The organism is Amycolatopsis camponoti (assembly GCF_902497555.1).
GTDB classification, from domain to species: Bacteria; Actinomycetota; Actinomycetes; order Mycobacteriales; family Pseudonocardiaceae; genus Amycolatopsis; species Amycolatopsis camponoti.
Genome location: NZ_CABVGP010000002.1, coordinates 2999190 through 3017217, shown reverse-complemented (window position 1 = coordinate 3017217; position 18028 = coordinate 2999190). Strand labels below are relative to the sequence as shown.

At 72.9% G+C, this 18028-nt stretch carries 14 protein-coding genes; 3 read left to right on the top strand and 11 right to left on the bottom strand.

The window, feature by feature from the left end; genetic code table 11:
* Window position 1: 1 nt before the first annotated feature.
* Both AA23TX_RS34530 and AA23TX_RS34525 read left to right on the top strand, forming a co-directional pair.
* Window positions 2–859, top strand: coding sequence for a TIGR03620 family F420-dependent LLM class oxidoreductase (locus tag AA23TX_RS34530; RefSeq protein ID WP_155546890.1), 858 nt, complete (start codon window positions 2–4; stop codon window positions 857–859).
* Between the two features lie 7 nt (window positions 860–866).
* Entirely contained in the window at window positions 867–1946 is a 1080-nt protein-coding gene (locus tag AA23TX_RS34525; RefSeq protein WP_155546889.1) for an LLM class oxidoreductase, read from the top strand.
* Here AA23TX_RS34525 and AA23TX_RS34520 read toward each other — a convergent pair whose 3' ends face one another.
* Genes AA23TX_RS34520 through AA23TX_RS34490 form a run of 7 tightly spaced genes read right to left on the bottom strand, consistent with a single transcriptional unit; the run spans window position 1947 to window position 11136 of the window.
* Complete coding sequence (locus tag AA23TX_RS34520; protein WP_155546888.1) at window positions 1947–3152, bottom strand: MFS transporter; 1206 nt, start codon at window positions 3150–3152, stop codon at window positions 1947–1949.
* Between the two features lie 12 nt (window positions 3153–3164).
* Entirely contained in the window at window positions 3165–4202 is a 1038-nt protein-coding gene (locus tag AA23TX_RS34515; protein WP_155546887.1) for a 3-oxoacyl-ACP synthase III family protein, read from the bottom strand.
* A 23-nt stretch (window positions 4203–4225) separates the two neighbouring features.
* Window positions 4226–5485, bottom strand: a complete 1260-nt coding sequence (locus tag AA23TX_RS34510; RefSeq protein ID WP_155546886.1) for an ATP-grasp domain-containing protein — start codon at window positions 5483–5485, stop codon at window positions 4226–4228.
* Complete coding sequence (locus AA23TX_RS34505; protein WP_155546885.1) at window positions 5478–7448, bottom strand: acetyl/propionyl/methylcrotonyl-CoA carboxylase subunit alpha; 1971 nt, start codon at window positions 7446–7448, stop codon at window positions 5478–5480. Before AA23TX_RS34505 ends, AA23TX_RS34510 begins: the two co-directional genes overlap by 8 nt.
* Window positions 7449–7454: 6 nt before the next feature.
* On the bottom strand, window positions 7455–9059 hold the full coding sequence (locus AA23TX_RS34500; protein WP_155546884.1) for a carboxyl transferase domain-containing protein: 1605 nt from the start codon (window positions 9057–9059) through the stop codon (window positions 7455–7457).
* Entirely contained in the window at window positions 9056–10261 is a 1206-nt protein-coding gene (locus AA23TX_RS34495) for an 8-amino-7-oxononanoate synthase family protein (RefSeq protein WP_155546883.1), read from the bottom strand. The genes AA23TX_RS34500 and AA23TX_RS34495 overlap by 4 nt, the downstream gene beginning before the upstream one ends.
* A 14-nt stretch (window positions 10262–10275) precedes the next feature.
* Complete coding sequence (locus AA23TX_RS34490; protein ID WP_277875439.1) at window positions 10276–11136, bottom strand: 3-hydroxybutyryl-CoA dehydrogenase; 861 nt, start codon at window positions 11134–11136, stop codon at window positions 10276–10278.
* A 641-nt stretch (window positions 11137–11777) separates the two neighbouring features.
* Between AA23TX_RS34490 and AA23TX_RS34485 the strand changes: the two genes are divergently transcribed.
* Complete coding sequence (locus AA23TX_RS34485; RefSeq protein WP_155546881.1) at window positions 11778–14729, top strand: helix-turn-helix transcriptional regulator; 2952 nt, start codon at window positions 11778–11780, stop codon at window positions 14727–14729.
* Between the two features lie 9 nt (window positions 14730–14738).
* Here AA23TX_RS34485 and AA23TX_RS34480 read toward each other — a convergent pair whose 3' ends face one another.
* Genes AA23TX_RS34480 through AA23TX_RS34465 form a run of 4 tightly spaced genes read right to left on the bottom strand, consistent with a single transcriptional unit; the run spans window position 14739 to window position 17855 of the window.
* A complete protein-coding gene (locus tag AA23TX_RS34480) occupies window positions 14739–15677 on the bottom strand; it encodes an ABC transporter substrate-binding protein (protein WP_155546880.1) in 939 nt (312 codons plus the stop codon).
* 8 nt (window positions 15678–15685) lie between these two features.
* The gene (locus AA23TX_RS34475; protein ID WP_155546879.1) at window positions 15686–16453 is read right to left on the bottom strand and encodes an amino acid ABC transporter ATP-binding protein; all 768 of its coding nucleotides are present in this window, start codon (window positions 16451–16453) and stop codon (window positions 15686–15688) included.
* Window positions 16450–17373 carry an amino acid ABC transporter permease gene (locus AA23TX_RS34470; RefSeq protein WP_155546878.1) on the bottom strand — a complete coding sequence of 308 codons (924 nt, stop codon included), beginning with the start codon at window positions 17371–17373 and terminating at the stop codon, window positions 16450–16452. Before AA23TX_RS34470 ends, AA23TX_RS34475 begins: the two co-directional genes overlap by 4 nt.
* Window positions 17370–17855, bottom strand: a complete 486-nt coding sequence (locus AA23TX_RS34465; protein ID WP_155546877.1) for a GNAT family N-acetyltransferase — start codon at window positions 17853–17855, stop codon at window positions 17370–17372. The genes AA23TX_RS34470 and AA23TX_RS34465 overlap by 4 nt, the downstream gene beginning before the upstream one ends.
* Window positions 17856–18028 lie beyond the last annotated feature (173 nt).

Here is an 18028-nt window from a genome sequence, read left to right as displayed (position 1 = left end):
CATGAACCTCGATCTCGGTCTGCTCGGCGCCCACCTGCGCGAGCACGAAGTGACCCCGGAAAGCGCCGCGGAAGTCGAGCGGGCCGGCTACGGCACGCTCTGGCTGGACGCCTCACCACCCGCCGACCTCGCCTTGGCCGAAGAGCTGCTCGACGCCACCACGCGGCTGGTCATCGGCACGAGCGTGGTGAACGTGTGGACCGCCGACGCGGAGACCGTCGCCGCGTCCTACCACCGGATCGAAGGCCGGCACCCGGGACGCTTCCTGCTGGGCGTCGGGATCGGGCACCGCGAAGTCCACACCGAGTACGCCTCGCCGTTCGACACGCTGGTGGCCTACCTGGACCGGCTTGCCGCCGCGGGCGTGCCGGCCGACCGGATCGTGATCGCCGCCCTCGGGCCGAGGATGCTGCGCCTGGCCCGCGACCGCACCGCCGGCACCATCCCGTGCATGGTCAGCCCGGAGCACACCCGCCGGGCGCGGGCGGTCCTCGGCGCCGGCAAGCTGGTGCTGCCCGGCCACTTCGCCCTGGTCGAGCCCGATGCCGGAAGGGCCCGCGCGATCGCCCGGTCGGGCCCGGCCGGGGCCGCGCTGGGCGTCACCAACTACGCCGCCAACCTCCGCCGGCTGGGCTTCACCGACGACGACCTCGCCGGCACCGGCAGCGACCGCCTCACCGACGCGCTCGTCGCCCACGGCGACCCGGCGACGGTCGCGACGCGGCTGCTGGCCCACCGGGCGGCGGGCGCGGACCAGGTCGGCGTCTTCCCCCTCGGCGACGACCCGATCGCCACGCTGCGCGCGGTCGCCCACGCCGTGGGATCGGTTGACCCTCACACTGGTGTGAAGGTCCTGTAATCCATCCATGGTGACCGAATTTCGTCTCGGACTGGCTTTGGACGGCGTCGGCTGGCATCCCGCGGCCTGGCAGGCGTCGGCGGTGACCGAACCGGCCGCGCTCTTCGGTGGCGAGTACTGGGCCGGCTGGGGCCGGGCCGGCGCGGAAGCCGGCATCGGCTTCATCACGCTCGAAGACGGCCTGACCGCCCAGACCGAGCAGTTCGGCGCCGCCCCCGCGGACCCGGCCGCCCGGGTCCGCGGCCGGCTGGATCCGGTGGTGACCGCCGCGGTCCTGCTGTCGGCCTCGACCGTCGGCGAGGTCGTGGTCACCCGGAACGTGACGCACACCGGCCCCTTCCCCATCGCCACCCAGCTGGCGTCCCTGGCGGCGATCGGGCCGGGCCGGGTGGCGTGGCGGCCGCAGGTGTCGGCCAACGCGCGCGACGCCGTGGTCGTCGGCGGGACACCGACACCGGAGCTGCGGCCCGAGGACGTCCACGTCCCGGCCCGGATCGCCCGTCGCCTGCGGGATCTGTTCCGGGACGCGGAAACCCACGTGCGGACCGTGCGCGACCTCTGGACGACGTTCCCCGCCGGCGCACTCGGTTCCGGGGACGAGTTCTGGCGACCGGACCGGATCGGCACGACCCCCGGCCCGCTGAACGTCCCGGTGTTCGCGACGCCCCCGGTCGTCACGCTCGCCCACCACGCCCTGGAGCCCTACCGGCTCGCCGCGGCGGTCGCCGACCGGGTCCTGCTCACCCCGACCGGCGACCACCCGCTTCCCCGGGTGCTGGCCGCCTTCCGGACGGTCGAAGGCCTGACCCCGGACGCCACGCCCACCGAGGCCTACGCGGACATCGCGGTGGTCCTCGGCGACACCGACGAGCACGCACACGCGAGGCTCGCCCGGCTCGACCGCGAAGCCGGCGCACCCTGGACGACCGACACGGGGATCTTCACCGGCTCCCCGGCCGGACTCGCCGAAGTCCTGACCCGGTGGCGCGACGAGCACGGACTCGCCGGGGTCCGGCTGCGGCCGGCGGTGCTCCCCGAGGACGCCGGGCGGATCCTCCGCGACGTCGTCCCGCTGCTGGCCGGGTGATCAGACGAGAGCCGGGCGCGCCCGGTCGCGCTCGGCCCAGCGGACGACGGCCGGGACGGCGAGGCCCGTCGCCGCGAAGAGGCCGCCGACGACGAGCCAGCCCGGCGTGCCCCAGGTGATGCACAGCGCGATCAGGACCGCCGGGCCGAGCGTCACGCCCAGGCCCAGCCCCATGCCGAACAACCCCTGGTACTGCCCGACCGCGTGCGGCGGCGCGAGCGTGAACGACAGCTCGAACCCGCCCGCCGCCTGCCAGATCTCGCCCACCGTGTGCACGATCACCGCGGCCAGCAGGAGCACCAGCGCGAGCCAGGTCGGCGCGCCCGCCATCGCCGCGATCGCCACGCAGGCGGCGAAGAACGCGAACCCGGCGCGCCGGAACGCCACCGCGCCCGCCTTCGTCGTGTCGATCCGGCGGCTCGCGCGGACCTGGAAGAACACCACGATCACCGTGTTGACCACCATCACGCCGGAGACCGTCCAGTTCGGCGCCGTCGTCCGGGCGACCAGCCAGAGCGGGACCGCTGCCGTCAGCACGCGGTACTGGATCGCCATGACGCCGTCGAGCAGCGTCAGCACCAGGTACGGCCGGTCCCGCAGCGCCACCCAGCGCGGGCCCGTCCCGGCCGGTTTCGGGGGTACCGCCGGCAGGAACAACACGATGGCCGTGCTCGCCGCGTAGGCCACCGCGCTGCCCGCGATGAGCAGCAGGTACGCGTTGCGGGTGTCCGCCGCGACGCCCCAGCCGGCCAGCAGCGCGCCGAGCGCGATGCCCAGGTTCGTCACCGACCGGAGGTAGCCGCGGAACTCCGCGGGGCGGTCGCCGCCGTACTCCTGCACCAGTGGGCTGCGGGCGGCGGGCCCGGCCGTCTGGGCCGCGGCGCCGAGGCTCGCGAACACGACGAACGACCAGAACCCTTGCGCCAGGCACAGTCCCGCCATGGAGACCGCGCCGAGGACCAGCGTGAGCGCGTAGACCGTGCGGGCGCCGTGGCGGTCGGCGAGGTGCCCGAACGGGATCCCGGCCGAGAGCGACACCGCGCCGGCGACCGTCAGCCCGAGGCCGACCTGGCCGGCGGGCAGGTGGACGACGCGGGTGAAGTACAGGACGCCGGCGGTCAGGTAGACGCCGTAGCCGGTCATCGTGACCAGGGTCGCCACCGCGAGGAGCCGGGGTGGTCCGCCGCGGGGAAGGAGCGCGGGCATGGCAGGCCTTTCTCAGCGGTGGGACAGGGCATCGGCGCGGTGCCGGCCGTCGAGGTCGCCGCGCGGCGGGGTGGCGGTCCACCGGCAGAGGGTCACGCCGAGGTTCATGCCGCCGCCGAACGCCGCCAGCAGCACGACGTCGCCGACGGACAGGGCGCCCGCGCGGTGGGCGGCGTCGAGCGTGATCGGCACGGACGCCGCGCCGGTGTTGGCGAACCGGTCGACGGTCAGGTGCAGGGCGGCGTTCGGCAGGTCGAGCGCCTCGCCCAGCTCGCGCAGCATGACGCCGTTGGCCTGGTGCGGCACCAGGTGGTCGACGGCGGTGGCGGGCAGTCCGCTTTCCCGCAGTGCGTGGGAAATCGCGTCGGGAACGTGGCCGTTGACGAACTCGCGGACCCCGCGGCCGTCCATCCGGAAGAAGTGCTCGCCGTCCAGCACCGACCGCACCGACGCGGGCAGCCGGCTGCCGCCGGCGCGCACGCCGATGAGCCGGTGGGCGTCGCCGTGTCCGCGCAGCCTCGTGCCGATGACGCCCCCTCCCGCCGGTACGGGGCCGAGCACGACCGCTCCCGCACCGTCACCGAACAGGATCGAGGTCTTGCGGTCACGCACGTCCAGGATGCGGGAGTAGATGTCGGCGCCGATCACCAGCGCGCGCCCGCCGTCCCGCACGAGCCCGCGAGCCATCTCCAGCGCGTAGACGAACCCGCTGCAGACGGCGTTGACGTCGACGGCCGAAGCCGAGCGGGCGCCGATGAGGTGCTGGACCAGGCTGGCCGTGGCCGGCTGCGGGTGGTCCGGGGTGGAGGTCGCGACGACGACGTGGTCGACGTCGTCCGGGCTCAGGCCCGCGGCGAGCAGGGCGCGGTCGGCCGCGATCGCCGCGAGGTTGGAGGTGGCCTGCCCGGGTGCGGCGTGCCGGCGTTCGCGGATGCCGGTCTTGCGTTCGATCCACGCCGCGTCGACCCCGGCCGCCGGGGCGATCTCGGCGTTGGGGACGACCCGATCGGGCAGGTACGAGCCGGTACTGAGAATGCCGATGTCGATCATGTCCGCGGTGTCTTCCTCTGGGGTCAGCGCAGGGCCCACAGGCCCGGCAGGCGATCGGTTGCGGACTCGGGCACGAACTTCACCGAGTCCACGAGGTCGGCGGCCAGCGCGCTCGCCGCCTCGGGGGTGTCGGCACCGACGACGACCAGCCCGACGCGGTCGCCGGACCGGGTCAGCGGCTTGATTTCGTCGCCGGGCCCGACACCGAGTTCCGCGTGCAGGACGGCCGGGTGCGCGAGAACGTCTTCCCAGCCCTCGACGGCGGCGATCCGGCCCGGCGGCGGCGTGAAGTACCGGACGGCGGCACCGCGGCTCGGTTCGAGCGGGACGTCGGTGCGCGGGCGGCCGAGCAGGTCGTCGAAGACCAGCCCGTACAGCTCGAGGCCGGGGATGGCGTGGGCGAGCATGCGGTGGATCCAGTCGCCGCCGAACCGGCCGTGCACCTCGCCGAGCACGACCCCGGCGGGGGTGAGCCACAGCTCGACGTGGAAGCCGCCGACCCGCAGCCCGAGCGTCTTCAGCGCGCCCGTCACCTGCTCTTCGATCTCCTGCCGCCGGGCGTCCGGCAGCGGCGCGGGCAGCACGTGGCCGGTCTCGACGAAGAACGGTGGCGGCACCTTCTCCTTGGCGGTGACGGCGAGGATCTTCGGCACGCCACCGAGGAAGACGCCCTCGACGCTGAACTCCGGGCCCTCGACGAACTGCTCGACGAGGAACGGCTTCGCGTCCGGCAGCAGCGCGATCGCCGCGGGCAGCCGCGCGGGCTCGGTCACCAGGCTCACGCCGGTGCTGCCCATGGCGTCGCGCGGTTTCACGATCCACGGCCCGGCGTACTCGCCCAGGAACGCTGCCGCCTCGGCTTCGTTCGCGCACAGCCGGACGACCGGCTGCGGGAACCCGGCGGCGGCCAGTGCTTCCCGGCAGGCGTCCTTGGTCCGGACGCGGTGCACGGCATCGGGCGGGTTCCCCGCGACGCCGACCGCTTCCGCCGTCTCGGCGACGGCGACCTGGGCCAGCTCCTGCAGCGCGTAGACGGCGTCGAAACGCTCGCCCCGCTCCCGGGCCCAGGACGCGGACTCGCCGGGCTTCAGGACGTCCACAGTGGACGTTTCGGTCGCCTTCGCGACGACGTCCCTGGTCGCGGCGAGCACCTCGGCGGTGTTGGTGACGTGCACGCGGAGGCCGCGGGCCGCCGCCTGGGCGAGCGCCTCCGCGGCCATGTCGAGGCTGAAGGACAACGGCCGGGCACCGCCGACGAACAACAGGGTGGGTGCGTCAGACATCGGAGTCTCCTAACGGGTTCAGGGTGACGAGGACCTGGTCGGCGGTGACGCCGTCGTTCAGCGCGCAGGACAGCCGGTCGACGGTGCCGTCGAAGGGCGCGACGATGCGGTTCTCCATCTTCATGGCCTCGACGACCACCAGCAGCTCCCCCGCTTCGACCCGCGCGCCGGGCTCGCAGGCCACGCCGACCACGACCCCGGGCATCGGTGTGCGCACCGCACCGTCGGAGGCGTCGCCGCCGCCTTCGGCGAACGTCCGGCGGGCCACCGCGACGCGGTGGCCGTCGAGGACGATCTCGTAGCCGTCCGCGGTGGGCAAACCCGTCCAGCGGGTGGTCCCCACCGTGCCGCGGAAGAGCCCGCCGGGTACCGGTTCGGCGGACACGGTGAAGCGACGGCCGCCGGCCTCGACGTGCAGCCCGGCGCGGTCGCGGGCCACCAGCCGGGCCTCGTGGTCGCGGCCGTCGCGGCGCAGGACGATCCGCCCGAGCGGCGCGTCCGGATCGAGGGCGGCGCGGTCGAACGCCCCGACGGTCCCGGTCCACGGCGACGCCGTGGCCGCCCGGTCCGGGACCGCCATCGCCGCCGCGCACGCCAGCGCTCGCGCGTCCCGGTCGTGCGGAGCGGGCCGGGCGGTGAAGTCGTCGACGAGGTGGGTGTCCACCCGGCCCTCGGCGACCCGGGGTTCGGCCAGCAGTTCGCCGAGGAAGCCGAGGTTCGTGGTCAGGCCGACGAGCGTGGTTCCGGCGATCGCCGTGCGCAGGCGGGCGAGCGCCGCGGGCCGGTCCGCTCCGGTGGCCACCAGCTTGGCGACCATCGGGTCGTAGAACCCGGGCACGGCGCCGGACTCGTCGAACGCGGCCTCGACGCGCACGTCCCGGGGCCACCGGACGGCCTCGGCGTGCCCCGGCGCCGGCCGGAAACCGTGCTCGGGGTCCTCGGCGTAGACGCGGCACTCGATCGCGTGCCCGGTGTCGCGGATTTGCCACTGCGGCAGCGGGAGCGGTTCGCCGTCGGCGACGCGCAGCTGCCACTCGACGAGGTCGAGCCCGGTGATCTCCTCGGTGACCGGGTGCTCCACCTGCAGCCGGGTGTTCACCTCGAGGAAGAAGAACCGGCCGTCGCCATCGAGGATGAACTCGAACGTCCCCGCGCCGACGTAGCCCAGCGCGGACGCGCCGCGCACCGCCGCGTCCAGCAGGGCGTGGCGGGTGGTCGACGGCAGGTGCGGTGCCGGTGCCTCCTCGACGATCTTCTGGTGCCGGCGCTGCAGCGAGCACTCGCGTTCGAAGAGGTGGACGACGTTCCCGTGCCGGTCCCCGAAGACCTGCACCTCGATGTGCCGCGGCGCGGCGACGTACCGCTCGGCCAGCAGCCGGCCGTCGCCGAACCCGGCCCGGCCCAGCCGGACGGCTTCCGCGACCGCGTCGGGCAGGTCGGTTTCGGCGTGGACCACGCGCATGCCCTTGCCACCGCCCCCGGCGACCGGCTTGAGGATCACCGGGTAGCCGATCCGGCACGCGTCGGCGAGCAGGACGTCCGCCGACTCCGTCGCGTGCTCGGAGCCCGGCAGCACCGGGACCCCGGCGGCGGCCATCAGCTCCCGGGCCCGGGCCTTGTCCCCCATCGCCGCGATCGTGGCCGCGTCCGGTCCGATGTAGACGAGCCCGGCTTCGGTGACGCGGGCGGCGAACTCCGGGTTTTCGGACAGGAAGCCGTAGCCGGGGTGGACGGCGTCGCAGTCGGTCCGCAGCGCCGCGTCGATCACGGCCTCGATGTCGAGGTAGCTCTCGCGGGCCGGCGCAGGTCCGATGTGGACGGTCTCGACGGCGTCCTCGAGGTGGGCCGCCCCGGCGTCGGCGGTGGAGTGCACCGCGACGTGGTCGACGCCGAGCCGGCGGCAGGTGCGCGCGATCCGGCGGGCGATCTCCCCGCGGTTGGCGATGAGCACACGTTTCGGCATCGTCCCTCACATCCTGAAGACCCCGAAGCGGGTTTCCCGCTTCGGCGCGTCGGCGGCCATGGCCAGGCACAGCGCCAGCCAGTCGCGCGTCTCGACCGGGTCCACCACGGCGTCGACCCACAGGCGGGCCGCGTAGTACAGCGGCTGCGCCTGCCGTTCGTAGGAGGCGAGGATCGGCTCGCGAATCTCCGCCTCCTCCTCGGGCGTCAGCTCGCGGCCCTCCTTGGCGAGCTGGTCACCGCGGATGAGCGTCATCACCTTCGCCGTCTGTTCCGCACCGACCACAGTGGACCGGGCACTCGGCCACATCGCCATCAGCTGCGAACCCATGGACCGGCCGCACATGGCGAAGTTGCCCGCGCCGTAGCTGCCGCCGATCACCAGGCTGAACTTCGGCACCTTCGCGCACGACACGGCGTTGACTAGCTTGGCGCCGTGCTTGGTGATGCCGCCGGCCTCGTACTCGGCGCCGACCATGAACCCGTTGATGTTGTGCAGGAACAGCAGCGGGATGTCCCGTTGCGCGCACACCTCGATGAAGTTCGCGGCCTTCTGCGCGCTCTCGGAGAACAGGACTCCGTCGTTGATCAGCACGCCGACCGGGTAGCCGCCGACGTGCCCGGTCCCGCAGACGATCGTCGGGCCGAAGCGGGCGCGGTACTCGGTGAACTCGCTCTCGTCGAGCAGCCGCGCGAGGATCTCCCGCGCCGGGATGTGCTCCTTCAGGCCGGCGCTCACGACGCCGGGCAGCTCGGCGGGGTCGTACTTCGGCGGACGCGGTGTCCTGGCCGGCGGTGACAGCGGTGGCCGGGAGCTGCGGGCCGCCAGGTCACGCAGGATCTGGAGAGCGTGGTCGTCGGTCTCGGCGAGGTGGTCGGCGACCCCGGTGACGCGGGTGTGCAGATCGGCGCCGCCGAGCGTTTCCGCGTCGACGACCTCGCCGGTCGCCGCGCGCACCAGCTGCGGGCCGCCGAGGAACACCGTGCCGGTGCCCCGGACCATCACCGTCTCGTCGCACATCGCCGGGATGTACGCGCCACCCGCGGTGCACGAGCCCAGCACGCCGGCCAGCTGCGGCAGCCCCTCGGCGGACATCTCCGCGATGTTGCGGAAGATGCGCCCGAGGTGGTCCTCGTCGGGGAACAGATCTTCCTGCAGGGGCAGGAAGACACCGCCCGAGTCGACCAGGTAGATGCAGCCCAGGCCGTTCTCCCTGGCGATCTTCTGGCCGCGCAGGTGCTTGCGGACGCCGAGCGGGAAGTACGTCCCGCCCTTCACGGTGGCGTCGTTGGCGAAGACCATGAACGGCCGTCCGGCGACGATCCCGACCCCGGTGACCAGCGCGGCGGACGGCACCGGCTCGTCGTAGACGTCGTGGGCGGCGAGCTGGCCGACCTCCAGCAACGGCGTCCCCGGGTCGAGCAACCGGGCGACGCGCTGACGGGCGGTCAGCTTGCCGCGCGCGGCGTGCTTGCGGTGGGCCTTTTCGGTGCCCCCGGCGAGCGCGGCGGCCCGGGCCCGGGCGATGACCTCGCGGTTGACCTCGAAGTCCTCGGCGTTGCGACGGAAGCCCTCCGACGCGACGTCGATGTGCGAACGCAGCGCCGTCACGCCTCCCCCAGCGCACCCAGCAGGACGGCGAACCGCTCGATCTCGGCCGTGGTCATGCTGGCGCGCAGCATGATCCGCAGGCCCGCCTTGCCGCGGCCGATGATCGGGAAGAAGATCGGCGAGACGTAGAAACCGTTGCGGAACAGCTCTTGCGCGAGCCGGACGGTCGCGTCCTCCGACCCGACCCGCACGAACCGGATCGGCAGCCCGTCGCCGCGTTCGCCGGTCTCGACCAGGCGGTCGAAGAGCGCGATGTTGTCCTGCAGCCGCTGCTGCAACGCGGTCAGCTCGTCGGTGCGGTGCAGCTCCGCGGACGCGAGCAGGCCACCGAGGCCGGCGGTGTTGATCCGCTGTGACCACATCAGCGGGCCACCGTTGCGCTGCGCGGTGTCCAGCCGCCACTGGGATCCCCGCTTGCCGAGGAAGATCGCGCCGCCGGACGCGCCGAAGCCCTTGTTGAGCGAGGTGATGATGATCGTCCGGTCGTTGATCTGCCCGAGCTCCTCCAGCACGACGCCACGGCCGCGGTGGCCGACCGTCGAGATGCCGTGCGCCTCGTCGAACACGAGGAACAGGCCGTACTTGTCCTGCAGGGCCAGGAGTTCCTTGACCGGTGCCTGCCCGCCGGTGCTGTAGACGCCGTCGGCGACGTAGGCGACCCGCTTGTGCCGCTTGCACAGCTCCTCGAGCGCCTCGACGTCGTTGTGCGGCACGACCGCGACCTCGGTTTCGTCGGCGACGCTCGGCTTCATCGCGTTGAGGCAGAAGTGCGCGTTCTTGTCGAACACCATCAGCGGCGGTTCGCCGTCGGTGAAGATCCCGGAGGCGACCAGCGGCAGGGCCGCCCACGCGGCGGCGGCGCAGGAGTTGAGCGTCACGGCCTCGACGTCGAACAACTCGGACAGCGCCGCTTCGGCGTCCCTCAGCGCGCCGAAGCGGACCCGCATCCGGGACGTCGAGGTGTTCAGCGCGCCTTCGGCGAGCACGGCGTCGGCCGCGGCCCGCACCAGCTTCGGGTGCGTGTCGAGGCCGAGGTAGGAGTAGGAGGACATGTTGACGAACTCGTGGCCGTCGTCGAGCGCGCGGTGACGGCCGTCGCCGAGGCCGGCCACGACGACGTCGAACAGCCCGGCCTTGTCGGTGACGTCCCAGAAGTCGTCGCTGATCCGGGCGGACTTCTTGATGTTCAGGAACGAGTGCACGGTTTCTCCTCGGTTCAGTACGTGTGGAAGCCGCGGCCGGTCTTGCGGCCGAGGTGGCCGGCTTCGACCAGCCGGGACAGCGACGGCGGGGCGGCGTAGAGGGGCTGCTTGAACTCCTCGTGCAGCGCGGCCGCGATGGCGGCGACGACGTCGAGGCCGATGAGGTCGGCCAGCTTCAGCGGGCCCATCGGGTGCGCGCAGCCCAGTTCCATGGCGCGGTCGACGTCCTCGGCCGGGCAGTATCCGGTGTCGACCATGCGGATCGCCGCGAGCAGGTACGGGATCAGCAGGGCGTTGACGACGAAGCCGCTCTGGTCGGCGACGGTGATCGGCTGCCGGTCCAGCGTGTGTTCGGCGAACGCGGTCACGCGCTCGGTCACGGCCGCCGCGGTCGGCAGGGCGGGGACGACCTCGACGAGCTTCAGCGCCGTGACGGGGTTGAAGAAGTGCAGGCCCAGCACGCGTTCCGGCCGGCCGGTCGCGGCGGCGAGCCGGGTGATCGCGATCGCCGAGGTCGTGCTGGCGAGGATCGTGTCGTCGCCGGCGATCTTGTCCAGGGTGGCGAAGAGGCCGAGCTTGAGCTGCTCGTCCTCCGGGATCGCCTCGATGACCAGCTGCCGGTCGCCGAGGTCGGCCAGGTCCGTGCCGACGCTGATCCGGCCCAGTGCCGCGTCGCGTTCCCCGGCCGTGAGCTTGCCCTTTTCGACGCGGCGGCTCAGCGACGCCGCGATCCGCGCCGGGGCCGACACCAGGGACGACTCCCGGGATACCGCCAGCCGGACGTCGAGTCCCCTGGTCGCGCAGAGCTCCGCGATCCCGGCGCCCATCGTGCCCGAGCCGACCACGCCGACCCGGGTGATTCCGTTCGCACCCACTTGTTGTCCCCGCATTCTGCCGAGCCGCCGCATTCGGGGCGGCGCGTGAAGGAGCTGTCCTGTTCAGAACGAAATGCCCGATCGTTCTCACGAAAGGGCCTGATCCGGCCGCGCCGGAACCAGTCCACGCCGATGTCCGGCCGCGGTTCGCCCGCACCGAATTCAGCCGTGGTTCCCCAGTGCCCCGGTTCACTTCACCCCAGCCGTGGCGTTCGCCAGTCTGCCCATGCCGGACGCCGCGGCGCTATGGGGGTGACTCCCCCAAGTTTTCGCCGGCTTCGCGAATTCCTCACGAACAGGCGAATCCTGCCTGTTCAGCTCCTCGGCGCCAGTGGCCTGAACCTTTCCCTGCGCTCTTGGTCACGCCGCCGGCGTGGGACGCGGGCCGCCCGGTGCGTGTCAACCTCCGAACGGACCATTCGCCGGGATCGCCCTTCCTCCCGCCCGAGCGGGAAACCTGGGGGAACCTGCCCCACCACCCACCGAAAGGCCGGCGGGTATCGCCGCGGTGAATTCCAGCATTCGGTCCCGGTTGGCGTTGTCCGGACGGTCGTGTATCCCATAACGGGGGGGCCGGATACCTGGGGGAACCATTCGATGCGTGAATACGATTATTCCGATGATCATGCCTTTTTCCCGGCATGCTGATCCGCTCGCCGGAGCTGGTCGGCCGGGACGAGGAGCTGCGGGAGCTGAACACGGCCTTCGACGACGCGCTGGCCGGGCGCGGCGGCGCCGTCTTCCTCGCCGGGGAAAGCGGGATCGGCAAGTCCCGGCTGGCCCGTGAGGTGGCGGCACGGGCGGCCGGCCGGGGCGCGCGGGTGCTGCGCGGGCAGGGCAGCTCGGTCGGGCCGGTGGTGCCGTTCCGGCCGCTGGCCGAAGCGCTGTTCTCCCTGACCCGGGACACCGAGCCGGTCGACGTCGGCGAGCTCGGGCCCTACCTGCCGGCGCTGGGTGTGCTCGTGCCCGACTGGCGCGGGGTCCCGGACGACGACCCGGCACCGCCGCTGCTGGTCGTCGCCGAGGCGGTGCTGCGGCTGCTGGCCGTGGTCGGCCGGGCCGGCGGCTGCGTGCTGGTCCTCGACGACCTGCACGACACCGACGCCGAAACGCTGTTCGTGCTGGAGTACCTGGTCAACAACCTGGAGTCCGTGCGCGTGCTGCTGATCGGCACGCTCCGCGCCGACCCGTCCGCCGCCCGGGACATCGCCCGGTCCGCCGCGCGCCGAGGCGTCTGCGCCTTGCGCACGCTGCCGCGGCTCGGCCCCGCCGCGGTGCACGACGTCGTCGCGGCGTGCCTCGGGACGGACCGCGCGCGGGTCCCGGCCGAGACGGCCGCCCACCTGTGGCAGCTCAGCACCGGGATCCCGTTCCTCGTCGAAGAACTGCTGCACGAGCTGGTCCACGACCGGCTGCTGACCGAGCACCCCGGCGGCTGGCAGCTGGCGGACACCGGGACCGTGCCCGCGGCGCTGGCCGGCAGCGTCGCCACCCGGATGGCCCGGCTCGGGTCCGAAGGTGCCGGCCTGCTGGCCGTCGCCGCGGTCCTCGGCCGGCGGTTCGCCGCGCCGGTGGTGCAACGGGCCGCCGGGGCCGACGACCGCACGGTCGCGGTGTTCCTCGACGCGGCGGCCGACGCGCAGCTCGTCGAGCCGGACCCGGCGGCGCTCGGCTGGTACGTCTTCGGCCACCCGCTGACGGCCGAAGCGGTGCTCACGCAGCTGAGCCCGACGCGGCGCGCGGAGCTCGCCCGGCTGGCCGCCGACGCCATCGAGCTCCTGTACCTCGGCCTGCCCGGTGACTGGTGCGCCCGGGTCGCCGAGCTGCGGCAGCTCGCGGGCGACCGGGCCACGGCCGGCCGGCTGTTCGCCACCGCCGGGCAACGAGCGCTCGAGACGGCGGCGACCGGCACGGCGATCGCGCTGCTCGATCGCGCCGACGCCCTGCTGACCGACAGCCCGGACCTGCCGTTGCGCGGCACCGTCCTGGAGTCGCTGGTCCACGCCCTCGGCGAGACCGGACAGGTCGACCGCGCGTTCTCGCTGGCGGCCCGGTTCTCCGAGATCGGGCTGTTCGACCGGGCCGTCGCGCTGCACGCGCGGCTGGCCTGGGCCGCCTGCCTGGCCGGCCGGATCGACGACGGCCTCGCCCAGGTGACGGCGGTGCGCGCCCGCCACGGCATCCCGGATCGCCGGCCCGCGGCACCCGGCGACCACGAACCGGCCGGCCCGGACCGGCACGGCGCGGTGGCCGTCGCCCAGCACACCCGCGGCGGCACCGCTTCCGACCGGCACCGCGCGGCGATCGACGCCGTGCAGGCCCTGCTGCTCCTCGAACTCCCGGGCCGGGCCACCGAAGCCGGGCGGCTCGCCGCCGTCGCGCTGGAGCAGGCCGAGCGGCACGACGATCCGATCGCCGTCTGCCAGGCGTTGCTGGTGCTGGGAGTTCTGGCGCGTGAACCGGATCCGGCGCGAGCACGCGGGTATCTCGAACGGGCCCGGCAGCTGACCGAAGCGCGCCGGATGCCGCTCTGGCGCACGCACGTCCTGCTGCGGCTCGGGGAGCTCTCCGCGCTGACCGACGGCGACACCGGCGGCCTCGTGCCGGTTCGCCGGCAGGCCGAGGACAGCGGCGCGGTCGTCGCGGCCCATTCGGCCGAGGTGGCGGTCGTCCTGCACGGGCTGGTGCTCGGGGGTGACTACCGGGCTGCGGCCCAGCGGCTCGCGGAGGTGACGACGGCCGCCGCACACCTCCCGTCCGTCGTCCGGCAGACCCACGCGGTCCGTGCCGTCCTCGCCGCCCACCAGGCGGACCGGACGGCCATGGCGGAAGCCATCGGCGCGTTGCGCTCCGCCGGCGGCGACCACCCGGACCTCGCCCTGTGCCAGGGCCTGGCCCAGGCGTTCTGCGCGTTGCTGGAGGAAGACCGCGACCGCGCCCGGCGCGACCTGAAGCTCGTCCGCACCCACGACACCGGCGGCTCACCGCTGTCCGGGCAGCACGGGCTCGCGAACCTGCTCGACGTCCTCGCCGGGGAGGAGGAGCCGGACACCGCACCCGCGAGCCGGCTGCGCTGGAACCGCCAGTTCACCGCGCTGGCCCGGGCGGTCGCGCGCGGCCGCCGGGGTGATGCCGCCGGGGCGGGAGCCGCGGTGCGGGAAGCGCAGGAGGCGGCACGCCCCTACCCGATGGCCGGCCACCTCGGCGCCCGGCTCGTGGCCGAGGCCGCCCTCGCCGACGGGTGGGGTGACCCCGTCCCGTGGCTGAGGGCGGCCGAGGAGTACTTCCACGATGCCGCCGTCCCGGCGACCGCCGGGGCGTGCCGCGCTCTGCTGCGGCGAGCCGGGGAGTCCGTCCGCCAGCGACGGCCGGGCCTCCACCGGCTCCCCCGCGAGCTGCGCGACGCCGGCGTGACGGTGCGCGAGTACGACGTGTTCCGCCTCCTCGCGCACCGGCTCGGCAACACCGACATCGCCCGGCGCCTGCTGATTTCCCCCAAGACGGTGGAGAAGCACGTCGCCAGCCTGATGACGAAGACGAAGCTGCGCGACCGCGTGACGCTGTTCGACTACGCCGCGACGATCAGCCGCTGAGGGCCCCGCTCACTTGCGGGGCAGTCCCCGCGGGTTGACCTCGGAGGCCGGCAGTGCCTCCGACCCGAGGTTCCAGCGTTTGAGCACCTCGGCGTACTGGCCGTTCTTGATCACCGTGTCCAGCGCCCGCTGCAGGGACGCCACCAGGCCGTCGTCCTTCTTGGTCATGGCCGCGATGTCCGCCGGGATCGTGCCCCCGCCGGACACCGTGCCGACGATCTTCGTCTTGCCCTCGACGGCCACGTGGTAGGCCGAGGTCGGGTTGGGGCCGACGTAGGCGTCGATCCGGCCGGACTGCAGCGCCAGGTAGTAGTCCGAAGTCGCCTGGTAGTACTGGAACTTCACCGGGGCCAGGCCGGCCGTCTTGTTCTGCTGGTCCCACCGCAGCAGGATCTGCTCCTGGTTCGTCCCGGCACCGACGCCGACGGTCAGCCCCGCGATGTCCTTCGCGTCCTTCACCACGACGTTCTTCTCGTTCTTGACCTCGAACGCGATGGTGTCCTTGCGGTAGGTCGCGAAATCGTACTTGTCCTTGCGCTCCTCGGTCACCGTGATGTTCGAGAAGCCGGCGTCGAACTGCCGGTTCTCCACCGACAGGAACAGGTTCTCCCACGACGAGGCCCGCAGTTCGAGCTTCAGGCCGAGCACGTCGGCGACCAGCTGCGCGAGGTCGGGCTCGACGCCGATGACCGTCTTGTCGTCGTCCGCCCGGAACGACAGCGGCGGGGTACCGTTGCCGGTGGTCCCGACGACGAGCGTGCCGCGGGCGCGGATGTCGGCGGGCACGAGCGCGGCGATCGCGTCGACCTTCTGCGCCCGGACGCGGTTCTGGTTCGCGGTGATGTTCACCCCGCCCGGCTGGTCCGCGGGCGCGGTGGTCGCGGCTTCCGGGCTGCCGCACGCGGCGAGCGCGAACACCGAAGCGAGCAGGAGCGTTCTCAGTTTCATCATTCTCCTCAAAGGACTTTGTCGACGAAGGCCCGGGTGCGGGCGTGCCGGGGGTTGTCCAGCACTTCGGCGGGCGGGCCCTGTTCGACCACCCGCCCTTCGTCGAGGAACACGACGGTGTCGGCGACCTCGCGGGCGAAGCCCAGCTCGTGGGTGACGACGACCATCGTCGTCCCCGCCCGCGCCAGGTCCCGGATCACGGCCAGGACCTCACCGACCAGCTCGGGGTCGAGCGCCGAGGTGGGTTCGTCGAAGAGCAGGACGTCCGGCGCCAGTGCCAGTGCCCGCGCGATCGCGACCCGCTGCTGCTGTCCCCCGGACAGCCGACGCGGGTATTCGGACACCTTGTCCTCGAGCCCGACCCTGGCGAGCAGCTCGCGCGCCTCGGTCTCGACTTCACCACGCGGACGGCGCTGGGCGGAGATCGGTGCCTCGACGACGTTTTCCAGCACGGTCAGGTGCCCGAACAGGTTGAAGTTCTGGAAGACGAACCCGATCCTCGTGCGCTGCTTGAGGATTTCGCGTTCCTTGAGCTCGTGCAGGCGATCGCCCGCGCGCCGGTAGCCCATCAGCTCGCCGCCGACGCTGATGAAGCCGCGGTCGGCGCGTTCGAGGTGGTTGATCAGCCGCAGCAGCGTCGACTTCCCGGAGCCGGACGGTCCCAGGAGAACGGTGACCTCTCCCCGCCGCACCTGGAGGTCGACGCCGTCGAGGACGGTCAGCGCACCGAAGCTCTTGTGGATCCGCCGGACGTCCACCATGTATTCCGCGGTCATCGCCGCCTCCCGGCACCGCGCAAGCGCTGCAACGGTGTCGGTGGCAGCGTGCGCTGGGTGCCGCGGCCGAAGTGGCGTTCGACGTAGTACTGGGCGATCGACAGCACGGTGGTCAGCGCGAGGTACCAGGCGGTGGCCACGAGCAGCAGCGGGATCACCCGGCCGCTGCGCGTGTAGATCACCTGGACCTGGTAGAAGAGCTCGGGCAGCGCCATCACGTAGACCTGCGACGTCGCCTTCAGCAGGCCCACGATCTCGTTGGCCGCGGTCGGCACGATCGTCCGCATCGCCTGGGGCAGCACGATCCTGCGGAACTGCCGGCCGGCCGGGATGCCGAGCGCCGCCGCGGCTTCGCGCTGGCCGGCGTCCACCGCCAGGAACCCGGCGCGCACGATCTCCGCCGCGTAGGCGCCTTGGTGCAGGGCGAGCCCGAGGCCGGCGGCGAGGAACGGCGGGATGAGGCTCATCGTCCCGACCGACACGAACGACGGCCCGAACGGGACGCCGAAGGAGATCTCGTTGTACAGGATCGCGAGGTTGTACCAGAACAGCAGCTGCAGAATGAGCGGGACCGACCGGAAGATCCAGGTGTAGGTCCAGCTGACCGCGCGAAGCAGCGGATTCCGGGAAATCCGCATCAACGCCAGCACCGTGCCCAGCAGGAATCCGGCGACCACGCCGAACAACGTCAGCTCCAGTGTCAGCGCGACCGCTTCCAAGATCGATTTCTGGAAGACGAACCGGGCGAACGTCGGCCAGTCGAACGCCTTGTTGGTCACCAGGGCGTGCCCCGCCATCGCGACGAGGACGGCCACGACGCCGGCGGCCACCCAGGTCATCGGGTGCCGCGCGGGCACGATCTCGAGCGACTCTTCCGGCGCGGCGGCGGCCGCCGGCCGGGTCCCGAGGTCGCTGGTCATCTCGTCCCCACGGAGACCGGGAGCGCTTTGGAGAACCGCAGGCGCGTGGCCGGAACCGCATCGACGTCGAAGTGCGGCGTGTACCCGGTGGCCAGGTAGAGTCCACGTGCCTCCGGCTGGTTCGGGCCGGTCGTCAGGTGGATCCGGGTGTACCCGCGGTCGGTGGCCTCGGCCTCCAGCTCGGCGACGACACGACGGGCGAGCCCGCGGCCCCGGTGTGCGCGGTGGGTCCAGATCCGCTTGAGCTCGGCGGTTTCGTCGTCGTACCGCTGGAAGGCACCACCCGCGACGGCCTGGCCGCCGTCGACGAGCAGCAGCAGCCCCCCTTCCGGGGGCGCGAACCGCGCCGCGGGGTATTCGCGGAGTTCGAAGTGAACATCGGTGAGAACGCGGTGGTAGCGCGTCGAATATTCGCGGGCCAGGTCGGCGAGCAATGGCCGGACCCGCGGATCAGACTGGGCGACCCAGACGGATTCGGGCATGAGGGTACCTGCTCCGGAAAGAACGGGGAAAGAAAAGCGTCCGGGACGCTTTCCGCTGACGCCACAAACCTTAGGAACCCGGGCCGGGCCGGTCAACGAGGCGTCGCGGGGTTCCAGATCCTGGACCTCGGCTCGGCACGAGGCGCCGGAAGGTACGCGTTGGCGGTGAGACT